Here is a 23629-nt window from a genome sequence, read left to right on the forward strand (position 1 = left end):
TTCATGCTTTTTATTTGAAGATACTGGTGAAGCCTTTCACCAGCGATCCGACCTGATTTACGGCGCTTACCATCTGCCCCGTTGTATCTATCATTTTATTAAAGTCAAACTGTCCGTTCGTTTTTTTAAACTGGGAGAGTATGCCTGAGAATTGGGAAGACTGCTGCTGATTCGGTCTGGGAACGGGGTAAGGATTCACAAACCCCGGCTGCCCCCCGGGCATGGCTGCCTGAGGAGGAGAGGGAGCAAACGGCTGCTGCATATGACCGTATTCCTGATTCGGATAAAATTGCTGCGGGTACTGCCCTTGCTGATGATATGGCGGCGGCTGCAATGGCTGTATCTGCTGCGGATACGGCTGCTGTAATGGCTGTATCTGCTGCGGGTAGAAATATCCCGCCGGCTGCTGGTACATATTTTGATATGGCTCTGCTCTCCATTGCATATGACATTCCCCCTTGTCTCTCACTAAGTTTCTGCTATATATGTATGAATTCCGCCTTGGTTATGTGCTTTCGGTGATTCTGATCTTTGTCAAATGCTGTCGAAAGTCTTAATTTTTTAAAAACAGAAAAAAGTCGAATCGTTATGTTACCATAATCTCAACATACATGAGAGGGGATGCACCATTATGAACGTATCATACTTAAGAAAGCGTTTTGCTGAAGTGAAAAAATATGAAACAGATTGTGCAGATAAACTGATGGACTTTGCAAAATTCCTCTATATTCAAGGCCATCTCACCGCAACCGAATTTCGAAACAGTATGAAGGTTCTCGAAGCAAGTGGAGCAGAAAACCCGGCGTATGAATAACATACCCGACCCCTTTATATAAAAGAAGGCAGCCGTTTTCAGCTGCCTTCTTTTTCAATTTCATCCCTTAATATACGAAGCGTATATAAAACAGATTCAGTTAAATCCCTGTATCTTTTTTTATGAATATGATGAACATATGATTGGAGCATCAGCTCTCCGAAATTTTCTGTAACGGCCTGAATTTGTGCGTGATGAACGTATTTCGGACGGTTTTCCCGAATAAACGCAAGTGCTGCTTCTGTCCAAAGCGCGCAAATCCGGTCTCTTTTTTCAACATCGGGTTTTATAATCTCAAAAAAATCATATGAACGGCCTGACTCTTTTCCATCCTGATACCTTTTTTCGGCTTCCAGAACCGCCTCTATCATTTGTTCTGTCAGCTCCAATAACGACTGTGTCTGCAAACGGACTCACCTCAGTACATATGGTACCAAAGTTTTTGCATAAAATCAGCTGATCCGGCAGGCTCTCGGCAAATCCTTTTTACGCCGGTCAGCCAAAAACAGGTCATCAATACAAACATGAAGCTCCCGCGCCTCTTCCTCAAGGCGGGAAAGTTTCTCCTGTCTGATTTCTTCAGCTTCCGCCTGACAGGATCTGACTGCTTGGGTAAGCGTCTTTTCAGCAGCAGAAATCCGGATTTCAATATCAGAAAGCAGACGGAGAATATCAGCCTTGCTCGTGTAAACAGACATTCATGTTCCTCCCTTTTATCACTTGCGTCTCTTTAGAATATAATTCTCGTTTTCATACCGCTCTCCTCTGCACATGACAAAACTAGAAGCAGTTCGGCAAACAAACAGAGATTATCCTAAAAGGCGTGCCTTTCGACAAAAAAGTGCCGCAAACTTTGTATGAACCGGCACGTTAATGCAAACGATACAGTTGAGGAGGTGCCGTATGAAAACGAGACCGAAAAATGCAGGTAAACAGCAAAAAACCGAAGCAAAAACGACTGATACGCTTGATAAAAAATTAGGCGGCCCAAACCGCCCTTCCACGTAACACATCAGCAGCCCGAAACCCCAGCGAACGGTTTCGGGCTTTTTCATTTCTTCAGCCACTCTTTAACCGCGAAGAGCGCATGGAGCTCCCGTCTTTTCTGGAAGTACCAGTCCGTCAGTTCAAGCTGTTTCGGCATTTTCTCCTGTAAGAAAGCCCCTTTTCTTAACCTTTTTTGAAACCAATCCGCCCTTTCGCCGTCTAATGGGTGGGCAACAATGGGATAGGTTGTCCTCAGCATCGGTGATGTTCTTTTTTTGATGCCGATCATTTTCTCCATATCAAAGCGTGAACCGGTATGAGGAACGGTATCAAGAAAACGGTAAAAAGAAGCGTGAAGATCAGGGCTGAACAGTAGGCGGGCCAGCTGTTTTCCGAGCGTAATTCTCTCTTCGGTTTTTGAAAACCGTTTGACGGAAATTCCGTATAAATGTCCGTCAAATGAAGGGAATATCACCGTATTAAAGTGAAACCAATCACTTAAATAAAAAGGAATCGTGCCAAAAACATTCTTTTTAAACGAAGGATTTTGTATAATAGGTGCTTGGATAGTGTTTTGTTCATTTATAATAAGAGCATACATGAGCCGTTCCGTATCTCCGTCACGCCAAAAGCGGAACCATTCTTCCTGCATAAAAGCCGAGACGCGGAAATGAGGAAGATGACGGAAAAGAGGTTCGCCGATTTGTTTTGACCACTGGTAGACCAGAAGCTGAGGATAGGCATCAGAAAAAATCAGCCAATTCGCCCTTTCATACGAAAGGAAAAACCAGTTTTTCTGACTGCTGTCAAGGCCCTCCTGATAAAGGACGCCTCTTAAATCAGTCATCGACCAGCCCGCATTGCGGGACACAAAGGATGCCAAAAGCGGCCACTTGATCTCAGGATGGCGGTCATAATATGCTTTATAGGCATTCGTCCGGGAAATATTATCGGCATTTTTTATTTTCGTCTCTTTTTCGATCAGGCGAAGAATGGCGGTTACGGTCTGTCGTTTATGCACGTTCATTCACTTCCGTCACTATTAGTTTGATAAGGAGGATGGAAAAAGTGATTCGGTACCCGAATGGAAAAACTTTTCAGCCGAACAAAACGGTTTCATCCCAAAACAGCCAGAAACGGTCCCATTCATACAGTAATCGCGGCATGACCCTCGAAGACGACCTGAATGAAACGAATAAGTATTATCTGGCTAACCAAATTGCTGTCATTCACAAAAAGCCGACACCCGTCCAGATTGTAAACGTCCACTATCCGAAAAGAAGCGCCGCAGTCATTAAGGAAGCTTATTTTAAACAGTCTTCAACAACTGACTACAACGGCATTTATAAAGGGCGCTACATTGATTTTGAGGCAAAAGAAACAAAAAACAAAACGGCATTTCCCCTGCAGAATTTTCACGATCATCAGATTGAGCATATGAAGCAGGTGGTCAGACAAGACGGCATTTGTTTTGTTATTATATCCGCTTTCGGAAAGGTTTATTTCCTCGAAGCCGACAAGCTGTTTGTCTTTTGGGAGAGAAAGGAGAACAATGGCAGAAAATCAATTCGCAAAGACGAATTAGAAGATGCTTCCTTTCCGATTTCCCTTGGATACTCACCGAGAATTGATTATATTAGTATTATTGAACAGCTTTATTTTTCGCAGGAACAGTAGACTGAGCGAAAGGTTGATAAACGAAAGGTTGAGATGTTATGTCAGATCAATTTACGAGCCGTGAAGAACGCCGTAAGGCAAGGCAGACGAAAAGCACTAAGCCCTCTTCACCGAAAAAAGGCAAGAAACAGCGTAAAGGCGGTTTATTCAAAAAGATTGTACTGTCCTTGGTTATTCTGTTTGTCCTTGGCATAGTCGGCGGAGCGGCGGCATTTGCCGTTTTGGTTTCCGGCGCGCCGTCTTTGGACGAAGCCAAGCTGAAAACGCCTTACTCTTCAACGATTTACGATAAAAACGGCAAAGAAATCGCGGAAGTGGGCGGTGAAAAACGAACCTACGTCCCGATTAAGGATATACCCGATGTTGTGAAAGAAGCATTTATCGCAACTGAAGACGCCCGTTTTTATAAGCACCACGGTATAGACCCGATCCGGATCGGAGGCGCCTTGGTCGCCAACTTTACGGATGGATTCGGTTCAGAGGGAGGAAGCACAATCACCCAGCAGGTTGTGAAAAACTCGCTTTTGACCCATCAGAAAACGATTAAACGGAAAGCACAAGAAGTGTGGCTTTCACTGCAGCTGGAGCGCCATTATTCTAAAGATGAAATCTTAGAAATGTATTTAAACAGAATTTATTTCTCACCGCGCGCCTACGGCGTCGGTAAAGCGGCTGAAGAATTCTTCGGCGTAAAAGACTTGAGCAAGCTTACGGTTGAACAGGCGGCGACGCTTGCCGGAATGCCGCAAAGCCCGACCGGATATAACCCGGTTAAAAATCCGAAGGCTTCCGAAAAACGCCGAAACATCGTTCTCAGCTTAATGGAAAAACAAGGATTCATTTCAAATTCTGACTACCAAAAAGCAAAGAAAGTGTCCATGAAAGATGAAGGCGTCGTCAGCCAAAAGGAATACGATAAAAAGGACACAAATAAATACAGCGCTTTTGTCGAAGAAGTTATGAAAGAAATTGAGACAAAAGAAAAGAAAGACGTCGATATTTCAACTGACGGATTGAAAATTTACACGACTCTTGATACGAAAGCACAAGATTATCTTGATCAATTGATGAACGGAGATACAGCCGGCTTTTCGGAAGGCATGCAGGGCGGCGTCACCCTCCTTGATACGACAAACGGAGAAATCCGCGCTATCGGAGCAGGACGGAACAGAACTGCAGGCGGGTTTAACTACGCGACAGATACTCAACGCCAGCCAGGTTCGACGATTAAACCGATTCTTGATTACGGGCCTGTCATTGAAAACAAAAAATGGTCGACGTATGAGCAGATTGACGATTCCGCTTACACGTACTCTGATGGCACTCCGATACATGATTGGGACAATAAATACAGAAATATGATATCAATGCGAGAGGCCCTCGCGGACTCACGTAATATTCCTGCTTTAAAAGCATACCAAGCAGCAGGGAAAGATAATGCCGTCGACTTCGCAAATGACTTAGGATTGGGATTAAACAAAGATAGTGTAACGGAATCTTATTCGATCGGCGGTTTTGGAGCTGATAATCCGGGGGTTTCTCCAATGACAATGGCGGGCGCCTACAGTGCTTTCGGAAATAACGGTACGTACAATGAACCGCACGCGGTCACATCGATTGAATTTAATGACGGCACTAAGCTTGATTTAACACCAAAGCCGAAAAGTGCTATGAGCGACTACACGGCGTTCATGGTTACAGATATGCTCAAGTCAGCTGTCGAATCAGGAACAGGTAAACTGGCCCAAGTACCGAACGTGGAAGTGGCCGGTAAAACGGGTACGACCAACTTTACTAAAGGTGATATTCAAAAATATAATATCGCACAAGGCGGAGTCCCAGACTCATGGTTTGTCGGATACACCCCTCAATATACTGCGGCGGTTTGGACTGGTGTAGAATCTGGTAATAAAGCAGGTAAAAAATCATTATCTTATGCAGACCAGCAAGTCGCAAAACGGATTTTTCAAAAGCTGATCTCATACGTTGATGACGGTAAAGGAAGCTTTAAGCAGCCTGACAGCGTCGTAAAAGAAACAGTTGAGAAAGGCTCGAATCCTGCCGCTTTAGCCGGACCAAATACACCGGATGATAAAAAAGTGACGGAGTACTTCGTGAAAGGAACGCAGCCAACTGCCGTTTCTAAAACGTACACGAAAGAAAAAGCCGATAAACCGACAGGATTGCAAGTGAAATACGACAAAGATAAAAAATCATTAACTTTAAGCTGGAATTATGACGGTGATGCAACATTCAATGTCAAACAATCCGTTGATGGCGGAAGCTACAGTGACATTCAAAACAGTTCGGCAAAAGAAGCCGTCGTCTCAGATGTCACACCAGGCTCCACATACAGCTTCCAGGTGACAGCGGAAAACGATGACGGAAAAAGCGATACGGCATCAGCATCTTTCAAAGTCCCGAAAGATGAAGAAGACGATGCGGATAAAGATAAAGCGACTGACGATGAACAGAAGTCTGATGAAGATAAAGACAAAGACAAGACGCAAACCGATGATTCAAACACAGATGACAATCAAACAGATACGTCTGACGGATCGGATCAAACACCAACTGATGACCCGGATAAAAATCAGGATCAATCCGATAAGGATCAAACAGATAACAACAATCAGAATCAGCCCGGTAACGGGACCGATAACAACGGACAGCAAGATAACGGCTCTGATAATGATTCCGATTCCGGTTCAGACGGCTCAAATAAACCTGACAACGGTCAAACGGACAAAAACCAAGACTCATCTTCAAACATCAACGGGCAGTCCAATTCGTCAACCATCCAGTCAAATCCCGCTCATTAGCGGACACAATCCTTCACCTCAAACAGGTGAAGGATTTTTTTCATACAAAAAAACCTCCTTATGAGAAAAGGAGGTTCTTAACATTTGTTCATGGCTTCATATTTATGATATTGTTTCTTCATCTCCGTCATCAATTCATCCAGCTGAATAAACGAGTGAAATTGAGTCGGTTTCGTTAAAATAAACGCCATTCGCTCCGCCCAATTGATCGGTTCGGCGGGAAAATGCTTTGTTTCAAGCACAGACCAATCGAGTGATGTGACCCGCTCCCCTGCCGTCCAGTGAAAAGCGGCAATCAGACAGGCAATTCCCTTCAGCATGTCATTTTGATCACATCTCGATTTTCTTGTTTGAAAAACGGGAAGCAGCGTTTCTTTCGTTTCATTCCAAACTTGAAACAGAAACGGGACATATTCGCCCCTTTCCCTCCATGGCTGCACGGTTGGCTGACCGCTGAAATCCATATACAGCGGATGGCGGCGCAGCGCCGTTTTGATCTCAAGGCTTTCCAAATCCGTAAGGCTGCGCAGGTATGTTTCATAGCCTGCCAGAATGTCAATCGCCGTCACCGTTTCACCAGCCCTTTTTTGTCACGCTTCTGCCCTTCTCTGCATAGCGGAAGCAAAGGGCATTCCGCACAGCGGGGAGATTGCGCTTTACAATGATACCTGCCGAAAAATATTAATCTGTGATGCGTAACAGACCAATCCTCTTTCGGCACTTTTTTCATTAATGTTTTCTCTACTTCCAAAACAGAGTCCTTCCAGCGGCAGATACCGAGCCGTTTAGAGACCCGCTCCACATGAGTGTCTACTGCGATCGCAGGTACGCCGAAAGCAACAGACACGACCACATTTGCCGTTTTCCGTCCGACACCCGGCAGATTCACAAGCACATCCCGGTCTTTCGGCACTTCTCCGCCGTACTCTTCGATGATCATTTTGCTCAGCTTTTGAATATTTTTGGCTTTATTACGGTACAGACCGATTGATTTAATATCCTGCTGGAGTTCTTCCAGCGATACAGCAAGATAATCTTCGGGCCGTTTATATTTTTGAAATAGCGTTTTTGTCACTCTGTTGACGAGAGCGTCCGTACATTGCGCGGATAATGCGACTGCCACAACCAATTCGAAAGGATTTGAATGGACAAGTTCACATTCTGCGTGCGGAAACATATCGCCGATTTTTTCAAGACAATATTCAATCTGCTTTAAATTTAACACGTTTCTCCCCTTCTCATGTTATTGTTCCAGCCAATTGTAAAAAGGCACCTGCCTCGTATACTCTTTTTGCGGATCATTTTGTTTTGTTTGAACACGCCGGAATTTTTGGCTGTGCGCCTTCGCCTGTTCAACCGTTTTGAAGCCGTTCTTTTTCCATTCAAATAAAATCCTGTCAATATAGCGAAAACTGAGTTTCCCCGATAAAACGGCTTCTTTTAAGGCGTGTTTAATCAGAATCGCATCATGCTGATCCTGATCCTGCCATATGGCCAGCGTCTCGCATTCAAGGGGCGACAGCGGTCTTCCGAACTCTTCTTCAAAGATGGTATACAGGCTTTTTTGTTCTCTTTCTGACGTTCTTTCCTGCGTTTCGTTTTGTGAATGCTGCATGTAATCATACAGCTTCGCCCATAACGGCTGCAGAGAATATTTTTCAAACTTTATGCCGTTATGGTCTTCACATTCTTCAATAAACAGAAAACCTTTTTGAATAAACATTCTCAGGCAGCTTGTACATTCTTCAGCAGAGATGGACATGCCTGACTGAAGTTCAAACGGCGTCGGAAAATAAGAGCCCTTTTCCAAATGCATTTTAATCTTCAAAAGCAGGATCAATTCGGTTTCATTCAGCCCGAGCTGCCGGTAATGTGTCAGCAGCAGGTTGGGAATGCTTGAAATGCCGAGTTCCTGCATATCTATAAATTGCTGTTTTTTCATCCTTACACCTCTTACTGTAAAAGGTTATCTCCGGGAGCTTTCCCCTTTACTTAGAAAAAGTCTCCCTTGCAGGAGACTTCGTTTTTTAAAACTATTACGGATACAGACGGTTCAGAAGTCTCGGGAACGGAATCGTTTCACGCACGTGAGGCGCTCCGCTGATCCAAGCCACTGTCCGCTCAAGTCCGAGGCCGAAGCCGGAGTGCGGAACAGAACCGTATTGTCTGAGTTCAGCATACCATTTGTAAGCATCTGAATCCAGACCGTGTTCTTTTAATCTTTCTTCCAATAAATCCATATCATGAACGCGTTCTGAACCGCCGATGATTTCCCCGTAGCCTTCCGGAGCGATTAAGTCGGCACATAACACGACATCGTCACGATCTTTGGCAGGCTGCATATAAAACGGTTTTAATGACGTCGGGTAATGAGTGATAAACACCGGTTTGTCATAGCTTTCTGCGATCGCTGTTTCATGCGGCGCACCGAAGTCATCTCCCCACTCAATATCGTCAAAGCCTTTTTCTTTCAGGAATTCGATCGCTTTATCGTACGTAATGCGCGGGAATGGCGCTTTGATTTGTTCAAGCTTCGATGTGTCTCTACCTAATGTGTTCAGCTCGATCTTACAATGTTCCAGCACACTTTGTACGATGTATGCAACATAATTCTCCTGAACTTCAAGGTTTTCTTGAAATTCAACAAATGCCATTTCAGGCTCAATCATCCAGAATTCGATGAGATGGCGTTTCGTTTTCGATTTTTCCGCTCTGAACGTCGGTCCGAAAGAGAATACTTTTCCGAGCGCCATTGCAGCTGCTTCCATATACAGCTGGCCGCTTTGAGACAAGAAGGCGTCTTCATCAAAATATTTCGTCGCGAACAGCTCAGTCGTGCCTTCCGGAGCGCTTCCCGTCAAAATCGGCGGATCAACTTTCACGAAGCCTTCTTTGTTGAAAAATTCATAAGTCGCACGGATGATTTCGTTGCGGATTTTCATAATTGCGTGCTGGCGTTTCGAACGGAGCCATAAATGTCTGTGATCCATTAAAAATTCCGTACCGTGCTCTTTAGGCGTAATCGGATAATCAGTCGCTTCGTGAATGACTTCAATGGATGTAACAGCAAGCTCATAGCCAAGCGGTGAACGCTCGTCCTCTTTCACAATTCCTTTTACATAAAGTGACGTTTCCTGCGTCACTGATTTTGCGATTTGGAAGATGTCTTCTTCTACTTCAGCTTTGACGACAACTCCCTGAATGAAGCCGGTACCGTCTCTCAGCTGTAAAAATGCGATTTTACCGCTTGAGCGTTTATTAGCGACCCAAGCTCCAATCGTTACTTCCTCGCCTGTGTGTTTATACACTTGGTTGATTGTTGTTTTCAAACTCTTTCCCTCCAGAACAAGAAAGACATTCAGGAATCTGCCTGAATCTCTTTTTTCATCACTTTATTATACCCGTTCTACTCTAACGGGGTCAATGCAAGTGAAAAGCGGCTTTAAAAGCCGCTTTTTCAGAATCAGCTGTGTTTTTCCGTGAAGCGGCGGATTCTTTCGACCGCTTCTTCTAAAAGATCGAGTGACGTTGCGTAAGATAAGCGGACGTTGTCCGGTGAACCGAAACCCGAGCCCGGCACGATGGCGACTTTTTCTTCTTCCAGAAGCGCCTTGACGTATTCATCGACATCTTTGAATCCACAGTTTTCTGCGGCCGCTTTGGCGTTAGGGAACAAGTAAAACGCCCCTTCAGGTTTGACACAGGTGAATCCGGGAATCTCACTGAGCTGAGCGTAAATGGTGTTCAGTCTGTGCTCAAATGCCTGTCTCATCTCTTCCAGCGGCTCAGCCGGACCGTTATAGGCCGCAATAGCGCCGTATTGAGCGATAGACGTCGGATTTGATGTGCTGTGGCTCGCAAGGCTCGTCATCGCTTTAATAATCGTCTCCGAACCCGCCGCATAGCCGATCCTCCAGCCCGTCATGCTGTGAGATTTCGACACGCCGTTAATGATGATCGTCTGCTCTTTCAATTCATCTGAAAGCTGTGCGATTGAGACGTGTTTTTTTCCTCCGTATGTAAGCTTCTCATAAATCTCGTCGGAAACGATCAGAATGCCATGCTCCAGACACACTTTTCCGAGTTCCGCAAGCTCTTCTTTCGTATACATAACACCTGTCGGGTTGCTCGGTGAATTGATAATGAGCGCTTTTGTTTTCTCGGTGATAGCCTGCTTCAGCTGCTCCGGTGAAATTTTAAACTGATTGGATTCCAGCCCTTCTGCATAGACGGGACGCCCCCCTGCCAGTTTCACCTGCTCAGGGTAGCTGACCCAGTAAGGAGTCGGTATAATCACTTCGTCCCCTTCATCGAGAATAACCTGAAATAATGTATACAGAGCGTGTTTCGCTCCGGTGCAGACAATGATTTCTGACGGCTTATATTCAATCCCCTGGTCGTTTTTGAATTTTTTTGCGATACTGTCTTTCAGCGCCGGCAGACCCCCTGAAGGCGTATATTTCGTATGGCCTTCATTCATGGAACGCACCGCGGCATCTATAATGTGCTGAGGCGTATTAAAATCCGGTTCTCCTGCTCCGAGGCCGATGACATCATGGCCTTCTGCTTTCAGCTCTTTCGCTTTTGCAGTAATTGCAAGTGTTGCAGACGGTGTTAATGCGGATACTCTTTTTGCCAATTTCAACTTGAACTCCCCCTAATACGTCTCACGGTGTGATGTTTTTGAGAATCTTGCCGCTTGTAAAGTCCACATAACTAAAGCTATACTGCCCGCTTTTGTTGATATAGGTCACTTCCCATAACGGAACATTGTTTTCTCTCGCCGGGTGAACGCCATTCAGCTTGGAAACAAGCCCTTCGTCCCGAACGATCTTGGCAGCCTTGCCGCTTGAAATGCCGTCACTGGCTTTTTTTGAGAGAATTTTTGCTTTTTTGTCGGCCGGAACCCATACATACATATCTTTTCCACGTTTATCCGTTCCGGTAACAACATAATATTTCTGTTTGCCGACAAAGGTCTCCACTTTCTCAGCATCTGTCAGATCCGTTTTTTCTTTAGCGGCTGCGGCAGCTGTTTCGTGGCCTTCTTCTTTTTGGGCCATTGCAGATTTAAAAATGCTGGCCGAAAATAAAAGAACTGCTAAAAAAATAATACCAAATACGGCTGTAAATATTAATGCTTTTTTTCTCATCTTTTTCACCTATGTGCGATAAATGGTGAAGACCGCTTCATTTTGATTTTCTTCGTCGAGCGCAAGCCCGAACATCAGATTGTCCCGTTTCAAAGTCCGGTTTAATGTATCGACGATTTTATATAAATCATCTGAATGCTCCACATTAATCGTTGACAGAATTTCAATTTTGCTTTCCATTTTTATACCCTCCATCGGTCGAACAAATTTTGTTAGTCATAACGGGATGCGCCCGCGGCATAATAAAATCACAAGGCGGCATGAACCCGCTTTTACTATAAAAACAATTCCTCATCCCACACCACGAAAGCCGCGTTTATGCGGCTTTTATTCCGTTTGGCTGACATAAGCCCCGAGTTCGGCATCCGTCAGCTCCAAAAGGGATGAAGTCGGGAGCGCTTCAAGAAACAGCCGTCCGTATCCCGCCGTCTTTACACGCTGATCTAAAAGAACGATTGTTCCCTTGTCTCCCGCCGTACGGAGCAGGCGCCCGATCCCCTGCCTGAACGTTAACACAGCCTCAGGCAGGGAAATCGTCTGAAACGGATTTTTCCCCTGCTTCTTGGCAAATTCGCATTTTGCGGCGTGAAGCGGATTGTCAGGCGCCCTGAAAGGAAGTCTTGCGATCATGACGGTTGACAATTCATCCCCCGGAAAATCAACGCCTTCCCAGAAATGATTCGTCCCGAGCAAAATCGCCCGGCTTGCCGTTTTAAAGGTTTTCATTAATTTACCGGGACTCCCGCCCGAAATACCTTGGGCGAGAAGCTGAATGCCTGATATCTCCATACTGAGTTTCAGTTCCTGATACACTTTTTTCAGCATATCATGAGACGTAAACAGGACAAGGATCTTCGGCTGTTTTCCCTTTGACATGATTTCTGCATACTTGGCAATATGCTCAATGACTTCCCGCTCTCCGTCATATTTAACGGATTTCATCTCTTTCGGAATGATGACGTTCATCTGATCATCGTAAGAAAAAGGAGACGGGATGCTTTTGGTGCGCGGATAAAAATCCGCAAGTCCGAGCCTTTCAATCATAAATTGAAAAGAATGCTCCACCATTAAGGTCGCTGATGTGAGCACAACGCTTTTTTTGCGGGCGAAAAACTGGTCTGCCAGCATTTCACCGGGCTCCAAAGGCTGCGCATAGATGCTGACGGCATTTTTTGCGCCCTTCGCGTCAATTTCAACCCAAACGGCTTCTTTCTCATCATTTTCAAACAGCAGCCTGCTGAACGTATCGCGATATTCTTTCAGCCCCCTGATACACTTTACATATTCGGCCGCTAAAAAAGCCGCTCCGCTTTTCATCTGATCAAGCTTTTGATGTAACAGTTTCTCCTGTACTGAAAACATGTCAAGCAGCTGATCCAGCATCGCACAAAGCCGCTCCGCTCCGTCCGTTATCATGTGAAACCCTTTATCCTGGCTTTTATGATTGAGACTATAAACGAGACGGTTCAGATCGTCTTTAGGTTTTCTTCGTTTGACAAAAGAATGCACTGAACTGAAAAATGCGTCGCTTTCCGATTGAATATGCTTCATCCACTCATCGGCGTCAAAAAAACTTTCCGCCGGCAGTTCATACGTATAAAACAGTTTTCTCATCCGCTTTAACAGTCCGTGTTCCTTTAAAGTTCCGATTCGGCTGAGCTTTGTGTGCAGTCCGATGTATGAAGCTCTCTTTCCCAGATGCTCGCTGGCAGCGCGTTCGAAATGATGCGCTTCATCAATGATGACCGTTCCGCTTGCAGGCAGTTTTTTCGTTTCACTGCTTTGATCTGAAAACAGCAAAGCATGGTTTGTGATAATCAGATCTGCGGCCTGCGCTTTTTCTTTAGCCCGTTCATAAAACCCGGCAGCCGAGTCCTTCCCTTTTTTAAAAAAAGAATTCTCATCGTAAGCCATGCGCTCCCACAGCAATCTGCCGCCTGATGGAAGATTCAGCTCAGCGGCGTCGCCCGTTTCAGTCTCCGTCAGCCAGACGAGAAGCTGCGCTTTCGTCAAAACCGCATCATAGTTGTCATCTTCCTCATGCAGAATATGTTCAAACTTAGGCAGGCACAGATAATGTGATTTCCCTTTTAAAATAGCGGCTTTGACCGGCCAAGGAAACATACGCTCCAAAAGCGGAAGATCTTTAGACATGATCTGCTGCTGCAAAAGAGTAGAGTACGTGCTGATAATCACGGGAGTCTGCTCCGCTTTGGCAAATAAAACAGCCGGAACGAGATAACCGATCGTTTTTCCGATGCCGGGCGCCGCTTCAATCAGCGCATGCTCCCGATTGCGGAAGGCGCCAAGCACTTCATCCATCATCGAAAGCTGCCCTTTCCGCTTTTCATAGCGGGGGATGATGCCGGATAAGATCTGTTCTTTTTCTTCGTTCCACTTTTCAAGGTCAATGGCCGCATTCACCGGACGGGAAACCGGAATGTGATCGGGCTCTTTAATCGAAAAAGAGGCGTATGGAATGCAGCTCTTTTCTTCCGCCGGCCTGCTTTCATGTATAAAAGAATCCAAAAGCAGCGTCAAATCGCTGATAAAATGCTGTGAAAGCCTTCTAAGCTGCTTTAATGTCGGTAAAGGCAAATGTTTCAGTTTATGTAAAATGTCTAAAAAGACCAGTCCCGTAACTTCCGCATCGCTGTCTGCGCGGTGAGGTCGGTCATGAACAATATTCAGCTCCGCGCACAACTCACCGAGCTTATATCCTTCAAACCCCGGGAAAACAATACGTGAAAGCTCAACCGTATCAAGCACTTCACAATCCGGCAGCTCATAGCCCGCTTCGCTCAGTTCATGCCGGACAAATCCGAGGTCGAAATGAATATTGTGGGCAACAAAATACGCGCCGTCAAGCAGATGAAAAATCTCCTCCGCGACCGCTTCAAACGGCAGTTCATTTTCAACCATTCCGGACGAAATTCCGGTCAGCTGTTCAATAAACGGCGGGATGGCCTGATTCGGATTGATATATTTTGAAAACCGCTCAGTTATTTGTCCATTTTCAATGACAACCGCTGCGATTTGAATGATTTTATCGCCCTTTTTCGGCGAATTTCCTGTTGTTTCGACATCTATGACAACGAACCGTTGTTTGTTCATTAAAATGGACACCTCAATTCTTGCATACGAGAAAAGTGTAACACGTTTTGTTGAGAAATGGAGCGGAAAAACAGCTTTTGCCCCTAAATCTTAAAAGAAAACCCCCATGAAGGGGGCTCTTTTACAAAATCGTGTGTGCCGGCTCCTGACCCAGCATCTGCTCGATTTTATTCTGATCATCCAGAACGGCCACCTTCGGCTGATGGCTTTTTGCTTCCTGATCAGACATCATTTGATAAGAAATAATAATGACTTTATCTCCTTCTTGGACGAGACGGGCGGCTGCTCCGTTTAAACAGATGACGCCGCTCCCCCGCTTACCGGGAATAATATACGTTTCAAGTCTCGCTCCGTTATTATTATTCACAATCTGAACTTTTTCATTAGCGAGCATTCCGACGGCATCTAAAAGATCTTCATCAATTGTAATGCTGCCGACATAGTTTAAATTGGCTTCCGTCACGGTAGCGCGGTGCAGTTTTCCGGCCATCATAGTGCGGTACATATTATGATCTCTCCCATTCATCAATATCAATAATGATATTATCAATCAGTCTGGCTTTAGAAAATTGGACGGCACAGGCCAGAATGACCTTGCCGTTTAATGTTTTAAGCGGAGTCAGCTCCGGATAAGCGTACAGTTCGGCATAATCAATGACGCCGCTTGTGTTTTCGATGATATCGGTGACGGTTTTTATAACGGTTTCCGGATTTCTTTCACCGTCTCTGATCAGTTCGGCGCCTTGCTGCAATGCTTTATAGATCATCGGCGCTTCTTTGCGTTCCTGCTCAGTCAGATAGACGTTGCGAGAGCTTTTGGCAAGTCCGTCTTCTTCTCTGACCGTGTCCACTGCAACCAATTCGATATCCATAAAGAAATCCTCAATCAATCCGTCCACAACCGCTGCCTGCTGGGCATCTTTCAGGCCGAAGTAGGCGCGGGTCGGTTTAACGAGATTGAAAAATTTCGTCAGCACAGTGGCCACTCCGTCAAAATGGCCGACGCGGGAGGCGCCGCACAACACGTCAGTTCTCCTTTTCACTTGCACGGCAACATTTTGCTCGCCTTTGTACATATCACTTGAAGACGGCGTAAACAAAACATCTGCCCCCGCCTGTTCTGCAAGCCCGGCATCGCGCTTTAAATCTCGCGGATATGCTTCGTAATCCTCGCCCGGTCCGAATTGAGTCGGATTGACAAAGATGCTCATCACGACAATATCGTTTTCTTTGCTTGCTTTTTCAACCAGCGTCAGATGTCCTTCATGAAGAAAACCCATTGTCGGGACGAATCCGATCGTCCGGCCTTCTGAGCGGTATTGTGCAATCAATTCTTTCAGCTGTTGAGTTTCTGTCAGTTGTTTCATCGCTTACTTTCCTCCGTACAAGCCTTGCAGCACAGTTTGGTTTATCTGAAAGGAATGCTTTTCTTCCGGGAAAACCCGTTCTTTCACATCACGGACGTAATCGCTTAGGGCCGACTCAATCGTGCCGTCGATTTTGGCGTATTGCTTCACGAACTTCGGTGTTCTGTCCACGCCGTGGCCGACGACGTCATGATAAACAAGGACTTGGCCGTCCGCTTTTGAACCGGCTCCGATTCCGATGACGGGAATGGATACTTCTTCTTTTATTTTAGCAGTCAGTTCAGCAGGCACACATTCAAGCACGAGCATCATCGCTCCCGCCTGCTCGCATTTAATGCTGTCTTCAATGAGCTTTTTCGCGCTTTGCTCATCTTTTCCCTGCACTTTATATCCGCCTAATACGCCGACAGACTGCGGTGTGAGGCCTAAATGGCTGACGACGGGAATTCCGCCGAGAGTCAGCGCGCGGATGGATTCGAAAACACCGTCTCCGCCTTCCAGCTTTAACGCGTCCGCGCCGCTTTCCTGAATAATGGCCGCGGCGTTTTTCAATGTATCCTCTTTTGAAAGGTGGTAAGACATAAACGGCATGTCAGTTACGATAAACGTATTTTTCGCACCGCGTTTTACCGCTTTTGTATGGTGAATCATGTCACTGACCGTTACGCCGACTGTTGAATCGAGTCCGAGCACGACCATTCCGAGCGAATCCCCGACTAAAATCATGTCGACTCCCGCCTGTTCCGCAAGCTTTGCCTGCGGATAATCGTAAGCGGTCAGCATCACGATCGGCTCTCCGTTTTCCTTCATTTTCATGAAATCCAGTTTTGTTTTCATTCTGTTTCTCCTCCTCTAAACGGTGAGGAGATGAGCCGCCAATTCTTCGCAAGCAAAAAAGCCTTCTGTAAAATAAGAAGGATTCCCACTTGTTTAACGTTCGGCGAATGTCATCCCTCTGTCCCAGTCCTTTTTTGGATCAAGGCAGACTTTTCGTAATCTCTGTTCTGCTGATCAGGTGCAGTTCATTATGATACTGCCCATAGGAAGTATACCAAATTCACGAGGCTTGTACCAACTAAGATTAATTGAGCTCAATATCGGCAGAATAGATCTTCTTTATACCGTCTCTCGTTTCCAAGAGAAGAACTCCCTCATCATCAATGCCGAGCGATTTCCCGTAAAACGTCCCTTGCAGCGTTCTCGCTCTGAGCTCGTTCCCCAGTCCGACCGCATAGCTTTCCCATAGCAGCTTGATCGGTGTAAAGCCGTGGTTCAAGTAATCCTGATAGCGTTTTTCAAAAGTCAGCAGAATCTCTTGTATCAGACCCGCTCTGTCAATTTTCTCGCCGGCTTCCATGCTCAGGCTCGTCGCAATGTCCTGAAGCTCGCCGGGAAAGTCGGTTTCCTGCTGGTTCACGTTGATCCCGATCCCGAGAATAACCGAACGGACACGGTCTTCTTCCGCCTGCAGCTCAGTTAAAATCCCGACGGCTTTTTTGCCGTGAATCATTAAATCATTCGGCCATTTAATGGCGGGCTGTACACCTGTAAAAGCCTCGATGGCCTGTACGACCGCAACGGCGGATAACAGGGTGAGCTGCGGCGTTTTTTGCAAAGGAACGTCGGGTTTCAGAATGAGGCTCATCCAAATCCCGTTTCCCTCCTGTGAATGCCATACTCTAGCCATTCTTCCTCTGCCTGCCGTTTGTTTATCGGCGACTACGAGCGTCCCTTCCGGCGCGCCGTCATTGGCAAGTTCATGAGCGGTTTTTTGGGTGGACGGCAGGACGTCCCGGTAATGAAGCTGTTTGCCCAAAACCTCTGTTTTCAGCCCGAAACGGATTTCGGACTCACTGAGTTTCCCCGGTTTTTTAATGAGCCTGTACCCTTTTCGCCTGACCGCCTCAACCTCATAGCCCTCTTTGCGGAGTTCCTCTATATGTTTCCAAACGGCGGTTCTCGAGCAGCCGAGCGCGTCACTTATTTTCTGCCCGGAGATAAAGCCGTCACCCGCCTCAGAAAATAAATCAATTAATCGGGTTCTTAATGTTGATCCCATGATGCGAGCCACTCCTTTATGTCATGTTTTCGGTTAGGGAGCTTCCCTGCCAATACCGCTTCTTCGATCCGGCGAAGTTCTTCGGCCACCCATTTACCCGCGCGGCGGTTTCTGAGCTCCATCAGATCAGCGCCTGAAATGTCGAGGTCTCGAAGGCTTTTGATCGGCAGCTGCTCATACAGGCTCTGAACCTCTTTCAGCTTTTGTTCATCAATCGTCTTATGCTTTTTCAGCATCCCGATTTTAACGGCTGATAACAGCGCCTCTCCCGCCCGGTACATCGCTTCTGCTTCCAGCTGCGCCGGATAAACGCTTATGATCTGCACCGCTTTTTTTATGACTTTTCCCGGCAGTTTCCATTGTTTTAAAAACGCCTCGGCGCTTTTCGGACAAAGACCGAGAAACAATAACAGCGCTGCCCAGCGTTCTTCGCGTGCATCTAAAGAAGAAAAGGGAAATCCGCTTGCTTCCAGCATTTGCTGCTCATAACCGGAAAGACCGGGCAGCTCTTGTATCAGACCTGTCTGCACCATCGTTTGAATCGCTTCTTGTGAGGAAGCGCCCTGCAGCAGCTTTTCAAACTCAACGGTCTTTCGTTCTACTGATACATGTGCCAAAAGCTCCCTGTCTTTTATGACGGCCTCTCTTGTTTCTTTTTCTAACAGAAAGCCGAGCTGACTCATAAAGCGGACGGCTCTCATCATCCGCAGAGCGTCTTCCCGAAAACGGTCTGCAGGGTTACCCACCGTTCGAATCAGCTTTTGACCGATATCATGCGCGCCTCCGAAATAATCAAGCAGCTCTCCTTCGGCAGACATCGCCATCGCATTAATCGTTAAGTCTCTCCGCTTTAAGTCTTCTGATAAAGAAGTAATGAACCGCACAGCTTCAGGGCGCCGGTAGTCCTTATATTCTGATTCGGCACGAAAAGTGGTGACTTCATAGGTTTCATCTTCCCACAGGACGATGACGGTGCCGTGCTCTTTTCCTACATCGACAGTCCGCTTAAAGAGACGCTCCACCTCATTCGGCGAAGCGCTGGTTGCGATGTCCACATCACCTATTTTTCGTTTCATATAGCTGTCTCTGACGGCTCCCCCGACAAAGTACGCCTGATGGCCCGCCTTCATCAGGTGATGAAGGATGGGGAGGGCTTTGACAAATTCCTGTTCCATAAGATCACTCCGGTCCTGCCAATTCGTCATAAATCCGTTCATACTGACTGACGATTCTTTGCGAAGAAAAGGCGGTCTCCACCATTTTCAGCGCATGATCAGTCAATCGTTTGCTGAGCTGTTTATCTTCTAAAACGGCAAGCGCTTTTTCAGATGCCGCCTGAATATCGCCGACTTCCACCAGAAAACCGCTTACTTGATCTTTAATCACTTCCGGTATTCCGCCGATATTTGTTCCGATGCACGGCACGCCGCAGGCCATCGCCTCCAGAAGTACGAGTCCGAAACTTTCTTTTTCAGAAAGAAGGAGCTTAAGGTCACTGATGGAATACAGCTCTTCCACCCTGTCCTGGTTTCCGAGGAGCAGCACTTGATCCTGCAGGCCGTATTTTTCGACAAGCTGCCAAGCGACGCACTTTTCCGGCCCGTCGCCGACAAGCAGGAGCTTCGCCTTTGTTTTGGCTGCGATATTACGGAAAACGCGGATGACATCTTTAACACGTTTTACCTTTCTGAAGTTCGAGACATGGATGACGACTTTTTCATCCGGCAAAATGCCATGTTTCTCTTTTATACTCTCTGTATTTTTCTTAAGATAAACACGTTCATCAATAAAGTTGTAGATGGTCTCAATTTTTTTATCCGGCTTGATTAAGTCATATGTTTCTCCGGCAAGCGCGGTTGATACCGCCGTCACTCTGTCGGACGCTTCGATGGCAAAACGGATTAAATCTTTTAATGACGGATCGTATCCTAAAACGGTGATGTCCGTACCGTGAAGCGTCGTCACGATGCCGATGTCACGCTTGAGCATCTGCTTGGCGAGATAAGCGCATACCGCATGCGGCAGCGCATAATGCGCGTGAATGATGTCAAGATTTTCCCTCGCGGCAACCTCGGCAATTTTACTCGCCAGCGCAAGGTCATAAGGCGGATATTTAAATACCGCGTATTGGTTGACTTCCACCTCATGAAAATGAATATTCGGATGATATGTATTTAATCTGAACGGGATGCTTGATGTGATGAAATGAACCTGGTGCCCTTTTTCCGCAAGCAGCTTGCCGAGTTCCGTCGCAATAATACCCGAGCCTCCGACACTCGGGTAGCATGTAATCCCTATTTTTAATGGTCTCATTGTCCGCCCCCAAAAACATCATCATTCAAAACGGGAAGCTGTTTTGAAAAGAAACCCTCGGCATACCCTGTCCCGGCTTCTTTGCCATACAGTCTTTCCCGCGCTTCCACCATTTCGATATAACCGTTGGTCAGCGGTGTGTTCACTGACTGCGCCGTAGGAATAAACTGGCTTTGATAGGCGTGCAGGCTTTCTTTTTTCAGATCGATGGTTTCCGTTATGTCGATTACAAAGTCCGGACGGTGAAACCCGTTGATCATATAATAGTATACGCGCTGAGCCTTATGAGCCGGCAGTTCCTGGTGATCTCTGTATTTATGAATTCCCGCCGAGAACACCGCTTCTTCGACCAAAGCCGCCGCATTGCCGTGGTCAGGATGGCGGTCTTTCGGATAAGGCATGAAAACGGTTTTCGGCCGGCAGGCTCTGATGACACTGACAATCCGGCGGATGCCGTCCTCACTTTTCAAAAGCCCGCGGTCGGGAAGCGTAAGCTGGATTCTCTCTTTTACGCCGAGAATTCGGGCCGCCTTTGCCGCTTCTTCTTTTCTTATCCCTACCGTTCCGTTGGATGATAGTTCGGCCTCGGTCAAATCGCATATCACCGCGGTTTTCCCTTGAGCCGTAAATTTTGCGATCGTGCCGCCCATACCGATCTCGACATCATCACTATGGGCGCCGAACGCCAGAATATCAACGTGTTCAGACATTCGGCTCTCCTCCGCGCACAAGATTGCGGAAATCAAATGCCCCGCCGTCCAGCGTCCGGACGAGGATTTCCGCTGTTCCCATATTTGTGGCGAGCGGGATCGCGTATACGTCACACAGCCGGATCAGCGCCGAGACATCCGGTTCGTGAGGCTGCGCAGTTAACGGATCGCGCAGAAAAATGACGAGATCCAGGGCATTTGCCGCAATCAATGCGCCGATTTGCTGATCTCCGCCGAGCGGGCCGGATTGAAAACGTTCAACAGACAATCCGGTCGCTTCCTGGATTTTCAGGCCTGTCGTACCTGTCGCGTATAACTCATGATGGCTCAGTATATCTTTATATGCGGTCGTAAACTGAACCATATCCTGCTTTTTCTTATCGTGAGCAATCAAAGCGATTTTCATTTGATGTTCTCCCCCTTGCCGATTCAGTCGATAATATTTTCGAGTCCGTATACAAGCTGGTCGATTTTCATCACTTGCTCCACTGACAGCTTCACTCCTGACATAAAGGAAGCCCGGTTATAGGAGTCATGGCGCAGTTTCAGCGTCTGGCCGTCCATGCCGAACATGACTTCCTGATGGGCGATAAGGCCCGGCAGACGCACGCTGTGAAGGCGGATGCCGTTTAATTCAGCACCGCGGGCGCCCGGCAGAATTTCTTTTTCATCAGGATGGCCCTGCTGCTTTTCTGTACGGACGCTTGAGATCATTTCCGCTGTTTTCAGCGCCGTTCCGCTCGGGGCATCCAGCTTTTGATCATGATGAAGCTCAATGATTTCTACATCTTCAAAATAGTTGGCGGCCATTTGTGAGAACTTCATCATCAGCACCGCGCCCAATGCAAAGTTCGGAGCGATGATGGCGCCGATTCCTTTTTCTTCAGTCAAGGCTTGAAGCTCCTCTAAATCCGCTTCAGAAAATCCGGTCGTTCCCACAACGGGGCGGACGCCGTGTTCAAGAGCGGCTTTCGTATGTTTTTTGCCGATTTCAGGCGTTGTCAAATCGATCAGCACATCCGGTTTTGTTTCTTGGAAACATGCGCGGATATCCGTATAAATAAGAGCGTCTGAATCAGCTGACATCACTTCCCGCAATGTTTGCTGATCGTATGTATGGTCAATGGCGCCGACAAGCTCAAAATGAGGCGTGCGGACGGCAAGTTTTACGGCCTCCTGGCCCATTCTGCCTCTCGGTCCTGCAATGACGACTTTAATGGTTTCATTTGACATGGTTTCTCCTACTTTCCTTCTTCTTTTCTAGTCCAGCGGTCTTTATCACGTGTATTAAATTTATGCATGACGCGGTTATGAGCTTCCTCCAATGAAATATCAAGGGAGTTGGCGAGGCAGATCAGGACGAATAGCACATCGCCCATTTCCTCTTCCATGCTTTTCTCATTTTCCGTCGTTTTCTTCGGCTTTTCCCCATAATAATGGTTGACTTCTCTTGCAAGTTCGCCCAGTTCTTCCGTGAGACGGGCCATCATGGCAAGCGGGCTGAAATAGCCTTCTTTGAATTGGCCGATATATTCATCGACCTCAGCTTGTAAGTCTTTCATCGTTTTGTCACTCACTGTGCGAATACCTCCTGTCATCTCTTCCATGTTAGCTAATTCAAGTACATTTGACAAATGTTAAAAACGGCAGTTTGCTGTTTTCTTTTGTATCCACTATAATATTTACGCAATCTTATGGAAGGAAAAGGGGTTTGATGCAATGCTTGGAGAAATCAGAATCAAAAACATTTGCTTTATTTTAATCGGCGCCGCTGTTTTTTCATTCGGACTGGTTCACTTTAATATGCAGAACAATTTGGCGGAAGGCGGATTTACCGGCATTACGCTGCTTTTATATGCGTTATTCCACATCAGCCCTTCTATTTCCAACCTGGTATTGAACATTCCTATCTTTTTCATCGGCTGGCGTATGCTCGGCCGGACGATGTTTGTCTATACCCTGATCGGCACCGTCTCTCTTTCTGTTTTTCTGAGCGTTTTTCAGCGTTACGAAATTCATATGCCGCTGTCGCATGATTTAGCGCTGGCCGCCTTATTCGCCGGTGTATTTATCGGCGCGGGTCTCGGCATTATTTTTAAATACGGCGGCACGACGGGCGGGGTTGATATCATCGCCAGACTGATCAACAAATTTTTCGGAATCCCGATGGGCCGGACGATGTTTGCCTTTGACGCCTGTGTCATTCTGCTTTCTTTGTTTACGTATCTTTCTTACAAGGAAGCGATGTATACGCTTGTAGCCGTTTTTGTCGCTGCGAGATTGATTGATTTTATACAGGAAGGCGGCTATGCCGCAAAAGGGGCAACGATTATTTCTTCGAAAAACGATTTGATCCAGCAAAAAATCATTGAAGAGATGGAGCGCGGCGTCACCGTTTTAAAAGGACAGGGATCATATACAAAAGAAGACAGGGATGTTCTTTACTGCGTCGTTCCGAAAAACGAAATTGTGCTTTTGAAAAGCGTCATCACTTCCGTTGACCCGCACGCCTTTGTTGCAGTAAGCGACGTTCATGATGTGCTCGGCGAAGGATTTACGCTTGATGAAAATAAAAATCCGATCAGACGATAATAAAAAAGGCGGCTTTTGCCG

At 46.5% G+C, this 23629-nt stretch carries 27 protein-coding genes; 5 read left to right on the forward strand and 22 right to left on the reverse strand.

Annotated features, from left to right (window positions below):
* Positions 1-10 precede the first annotated feature (10 nt).
* Positions 11-445 (reverse strand): YppG family protein, encoded by a 435-nt coding sequence (locus tag G9F50_RS09850; RefSeq protein ID WP_060562800.1) that lies wholly within the window; start codon positions 443-445, stop codon positions 11-13.
* 186 nt (positions 446-631) lie between these two features.
* Between G9F50_RS09850 and G9F50_RS09855 the strand changes: the two genes are divergently transcribed.
* Positions 632-814, forward strand: a complete 183-nt coding sequence (locus tag G9F50_RS09855) for a YppF family protein (protein WP_003153532.1) — start codon at positions 632-634, stop codon at positions 812-814.
* Positions 815-852: 38 nt separating this feature from the next.
* On the opposite strand, the gene G9F50_RS09860 is transcribed toward G9F50_RS09855, so the two are convergent.
* Both G9F50_RS09860 and G9F50_RS09865 read right to left on the reverse strand, forming a co-directional pair.
* Positions 853-1221, reverse strand: a complete 369-nt coding sequence (locus tag G9F50_RS09860) for a YppE family protein (RefSeq protein ID WP_060562799.1) — start codon at positions 1219-1221, stop codon at positions 853-855.
* Between the two features lie 45 nt (positions 1222-1266).
* Positions 1267-1512, reverse strand: a complete 246-nt coding sequence (locus G9F50_RS09865; RefSeq protein ID WP_014418233.1) for a DUF5446 family protein — start codon at positions 1510-1512, stop codon at positions 1267-1269.
* Positions 1513-1717: 205 nt separating this feature from the next.
* Here G9F50_RS09865 and sspM point away from each other — a divergent pair, with 205 nt between their 5' ends.
* Complete coding sequence (gene sspM / locus G9F50_RS09870) at positions 1718-1822, forward strand: acid-soluble spore protein SspM (RefSeq protein ID WP_003153525.1); 105 nt, start codon at positions 1718-1720, stop codon at positions 1820-1822.
* Positions 1823-1865: 43 nt separating this feature from the next.
* On the opposite strand, the gene G9F50_RS09875 is transcribed toward sspM, so the two are convergent.
* Positions 1866-2828 (reverse strand): DUF2515 domain-containing protein, encoded by a 963-nt coding sequence (locus G9F50_RS09875; protein WP_014418234.1) that lies wholly within the window; start codon positions 2826-2828, stop codon positions 1866-1868.
* Between the two features lie 41 nt (positions 2829-2869).
* Here G9F50_RS09875 and recU point away from each other — a divergent pair, with 41 nt between their 5' ends.
* Positions 2870-3478 (forward strand): Holliday junction resolvase RecU, encoded by a 609-nt coding sequence (gene recU, locus G9F50_RS09880; RefSeq protein WP_012117837.1) that lies wholly within the window; start codon positions 2870-2872, stop codon positions 3476-3478.
* Positions 3479-3516: 38 nt separating this feature from the next.
* Positions 3517-6300, forward strand: coding sequence for a PBP1A family penicillin-binding protein (locus G9F50_RS09885; RefSeq protein WP_060562798.1), 2784 nt, complete (start codon positions 3517-3519; stop codon positions 6298-6300).
* Positions 6301-6377: 77 nt separating this feature from the next.
* Here G9F50_RS09885 and G9F50_RS09890 read toward each other — a convergent pair whose 3' ends face one another.
* The 18 genes from G9F50_RS09890 to G9F50_RS09975 form a co-directional block, all read right to left on the reverse strand.
* Complete coding sequence (locus G9F50_RS09890) at positions 6378-6869, reverse strand: YpoC family protein (protein WP_052827590.1); 492 nt, start codon at positions 6867-6869, stop codon at positions 6378-6380.
* On the reverse strand, positions 6866-7525 hold the full coding sequence (gene nth, locus G9F50_RS09895; RefSeq protein ID WP_060562797.1) for an endonuclease III: 660 nt from the start codon (positions 7523-7525) through the stop codon (positions 6866-6868). The genes G9F50_RS09890 and nth overlap by 4 nt, the downstream gene beginning before the upstream one ends.
* 18 nt (positions 7526-7543) lie before the next feature.
* Positions 7544-8242, reverse strand: a complete 699-nt coding sequence (gene dnaD, locus G9F50_RS09900) for a DNA replication protein DnaD (protein ID WP_003153516.1) — start codon at positions 8240-8242, stop codon at positions 7544-7546.
* Positions 8243-8336: 94 nt separating this feature from the next.
* Positions 8337-9629: an asparagine--tRNA ligase gene (gene asnS, locus G9F50_RS09905; protein WP_060562796.1), complete on the reverse strand. Its 1293-nt coding sequence runs from the start codon at positions 9627-9629 to the stop codon at positions 8337-8339.
* Positions 9630-9763: 134 nt separating this feature from the next.
* Complete coding sequence (locus G9F50_RS09910) at positions 9764-10945, reverse strand: pyridoxal phosphate-dependent aminotransferase (RefSeq protein WP_007612190.1); 1182 nt, start codon at positions 10943-10945, stop codon at positions 9764-9766.
* A gap of 22 nt (positions 10946-10967) precedes the next feature.
* On the reverse strand, positions 10968-11453 hold the full coding sequence (tseB, locus tag G9F50_RS09915) for a cell wall elongation/penicillin-binding protein regulator TseB (RefSeq protein WP_060562795.1): 486 nt from the start codon (positions 11451-11453) through the stop codon (positions 10968-10970).
* Between the two features lie 9 nt (positions 11454-11462).
* Complete coding sequence (locus tag G9F50_RS09920) at positions 11463-11633, reverse strand: YpmA family protein (protein WP_003153512.1); 171 nt, start codon at positions 11631-11633, stop codon at positions 11463-11465.
* Positions 11634-11780: 147 nt separating this feature from the next.
* Complete coding sequence (gene dinG / locus G9F50_RS09925) at positions 11781-14567, reverse strand: ATP-dependent DNA helicase DinG (protein WP_060562794.1); 2787 nt, start codon at positions 14565-14567, stop codon at positions 11781-11783.
* A 121-nt stretch (positions 14568-14688) separates the two neighbouring features.
* Positions 14689-15072 carry an aspartate 1-decarboxylase gene (gene panD / locus G9F50_RS09930; RefSeq protein ID WP_003153510.1) on the reverse strand — a complete coding sequence of 128 codons (384 nt, stop codon included), beginning with the start codon at positions 15070-15072 and terminating at the stop codon, positions 14689-14691.
* A gap of 1 nt (position 15073) precedes the next feature.
* A complete protein-coding gene (gene panC, locus G9F50_RS09935) occupies positions 15074-15934 on the reverse strand; it encodes a pantoate--beta-alanine ligase (protein ID WP_060562793.1) in 861 nt (286 codons plus the stop codon).
* Between the two features lie 3 nt (positions 15935-15937).
* Entirely contained in the window at positions 15938-16771 is an 834-nt protein-coding gene (gene panB, locus G9F50_RS09940; RefSeq protein WP_007409480.1) for a 3-methyl-2-oxobutanoate hydroxymethyltransferase, read from the reverse strand.
* A 244-nt stretch (positions 16772-17015) separates the two neighbouring features.
* Positions 17016-17993, reverse strand: coding sequence for a biotin--[acetyl-CoA-carboxylase] ligase (locus tag G9F50_RS09945; RefSeq protein ID WP_060562792.1), 978 nt, complete (start codon positions 17991-17993; stop codon positions 17016-17018).
* The gene (locus G9F50_RS09950) at positions 17978-19168 is read right to left on the reverse strand and encodes a CCA tRNA nucleotidyltransferase (protein WP_060562791.1); all 1191 of its coding nucleotides are present in this window, start codon (positions 19166-19168) and stop codon (positions 17978-17980) included. The genes G9F50_RS09945 and G9F50_RS09950 overlap by 16 nt, the downstream gene beginning before the upstream one ends.
* A gap of 4 nt (positions 19169-19172) precedes the next feature.
* A complete protein-coding gene (gene bshA / locus G9F50_RS09955; RefSeq protein ID WP_060562790.1) occupies positions 19173-20306 on the reverse strand; it encodes an N-acetyl-alpha-D-glucosaminyl L-malate synthase BshA in 1134 nt (377 codons plus the stop codon).
* Positions 20303-21016 carry a bacillithiol biosynthesis deacetylase BshB1 gene (gene bshB1, locus G9F50_RS09960; RefSeq protein WP_014418244.1) on the reverse strand — a complete coding sequence of 238 codons (714 nt, stop codon included), beginning with the start codon at positions 21014-21016 and terminating at the stop codon, positions 20303-20305. Before bshB1 ends, bshA begins: the two co-directional genes overlap by 4 nt.
* Positions 21009-21422 (reverse strand): methylglyoxal synthase, encoded by a 414-nt coding sequence (mgsA, locus tag G9F50_RS09965; protein WP_003153499.1) that lies wholly within the window; start codon positions 21420-21422, stop codon positions 21009-21011. The genes bshB1 and mgsA overlap by 8 nt, the downstream gene beginning before the upstream one ends.
* 23 nt (positions 21423-21445) lie before the next feature.
* Positions 21446-22249: a 4-hydroxy-tetrahydrodipicolinate reductase gene (gene dapB, locus G9F50_RS09970; protein ID WP_003153497.1), complete on the reverse strand. Its 804-nt coding sequence runs from the start codon at positions 22247-22249 to the stop codon at positions 21446-21448.
* Positions 22250-22257: 8 nt separating this feature from the next.
* Positions 22258-22593 carry a nucleotide pyrophosphohydrolase gene (locus G9F50_RS09975; RefSeq protein WP_003153495.1) on the reverse strand — a complete coding sequence of 112 codons (336 nt, stop codon included), beginning with the start codon at positions 22591-22593 and terminating at the stop codon, positions 22258-22260.
* Positions 22594-22735: 142 nt separating this feature from the next.
* Here G9F50_RS09975 and G9F50_RS09980 point away from each other — a divergent pair, with 142 nt between their 5' ends.
* Positions 22736-23608, forward strand: coding sequence for a YitT family protein (locus G9F50_RS09980; RefSeq protein ID WP_003153493.1), 873 nt, complete (start codon positions 22736-22738; stop codon positions 23606-23608).
* The last annotated feature ends 21 nt before the right edge of the window (positions 23609-23629 follow it).

This window comes from Bacillus sp. EKM206B (assembly GCF_011066015.1).
GTDB lineage: Bacteria > Bacillota > Bacilli > Bacillales > Bacillaceae > Bacillus > Bacillus velezensis.